2 protein-coding genes and 1 pseudogene are annotated in these 1373 nt (G+C 44.9%); all 3 read left to right on the forward strand.

Annotation, left to right across the window (positions count from 1 at the left end; translation table 11 throughout):
* Window positions 1-19: 19 nt before the first annotated feature.
* Window positions 20-514 (forward strand): annotated as a pseudogene (locus tag D5R40_RS40475) (adenylyltransferase/cytidyltransferase family protein).
* A gap of 152 nt (window positions 515-666) precedes the next feature.
* Window positions 667-804, forward strand: a complete 138-nt coding sequence (locus tag D5R40_RS43340) for a riboflavin kinase (protein WP_375339453.1) — start codon at window positions 667-669, stop codon at window positions 802-804.
* Between the two features lie 385 nt (window positions 805-1189).
* On the forward strand, window positions 1190-1373 hold a 184-nt coding region (locus tag D5R40_RS33010), incomplete at its 3' end, for a glycosyltransferase family protein (RefSeq protein ID WP_445974462.1).

Raw genomic sequence — 1373 nt, forward strand, 5'->3', positions numbered from 1 at the left:
AAGTATACATTTGCAGCCTATGAATGTATTCTACAATTTAGAGGATCTGCCGGAATTTAAGGAGGCTGTGGTCACGATTGGTTCCTTTGACGGAGTGCATAGTGGGCATCAGAAGATCATTCAGAAAGTAAAACAACTCGCGCAAAAGGTTGGAGGTGAAAGTGTGATCATTACTTTTCACCCACATCCTAGACTAGTCGTATACCCCAGAGATAAGAGCTTAAAGCTGATCACTACCATCGAGGAGAAGTCGAATTGTTTCGCCATAATGGGGTAGACAATCTTGTAGTTGTTCCTTTTTACCGTGGCATTTTACGCAGCAAACTGCTGCGAATACATTCAGCATCCTCGTTGGACGCTTCCACCTCGGTATATCGTTATCGGTTATGACCATCGATTCGGACTCAATCGGCAAGGTAACATCGACTATTTGAAGTGGCATGGCAAAAACTGGGTTATGAGGTTATCGAAATCGAGAAGCAGGAAATCCAAGATATCGCGTCAGTTCTACTAAAGTCCGACAAGCTCTAGAAAAAGGGGACGTCAAGCTGCCAGACAATTCTTAGGTCATCTTTCTTGTTGAAAGGGAAAGTAATTCAAGGCCAGAAAATTGGAGGACATTGGTTTCCCTACCGCTAATCTGGAGATTTCGGATAACATAAACTGATCCCTCCTTATGGGATCTATGCCGTAAAAGTTTGGCTGGAGGAAAAAGCCTATGGAGGCATGCTCTACATCGGAGATCGACCTACCCTGAAAAGCTCACACACCAAACCATTGAGGTCAATATCTTCGACTTTTTGAAGATATTTACGGGAAAGAGCTTACGCTGGAATTTGTGGACTTCATCGTCATGACATCGCTTTGAGGACCTTGAGGATTACAAGCCAAGTTAGCGAGGACAAGGGTAGCCAGTCAAGAGGCTTTGTCCAATTATACGAAGTCTGAGGCTCAGCAATTAGAAGTTAGTTCCGTCCTGCCTGAGGTGGCCATAGTGATCTTGAATTATAGGGACAAACCTACCTAAGCAATTTCTGCCCTTTGTGCTAGAAAGTGAGTACGAGAATCTGAGCATTTACGTAGCTGACAATGCCAGCACAGACAATTCCCGGGAAGTTTTGTCCGGTTTTCCTGACATCAAACCTTGTTTACCAGAGAATGGAGGTTTCGCCCAGGGTACAATGAAGCCTTGGCTCAGATCGATGCCGACTACTACATTTTACTCAATTCCGATGTAGAAGTCCGTCCGGGTTGGATAGCCCCGATTATGAAGGTCTTTGCTGAACAACCAGATGTAGCGGTATGTCAGCCTAAAATTTTATCCTTTCACGAGCGTGAGCGATTTGAATATGCCGGTGGTTCCGGTGGGAGGA

It is taken from the genome of Okeania hirsuta, assembly GCF_003838195.1.
Lineage (GTDB): Bacteria > Cyanobacteriota > Cyanobacteriia > Cyanobacteriales > Microcoleaceae > Okeania > Okeania hirsuta.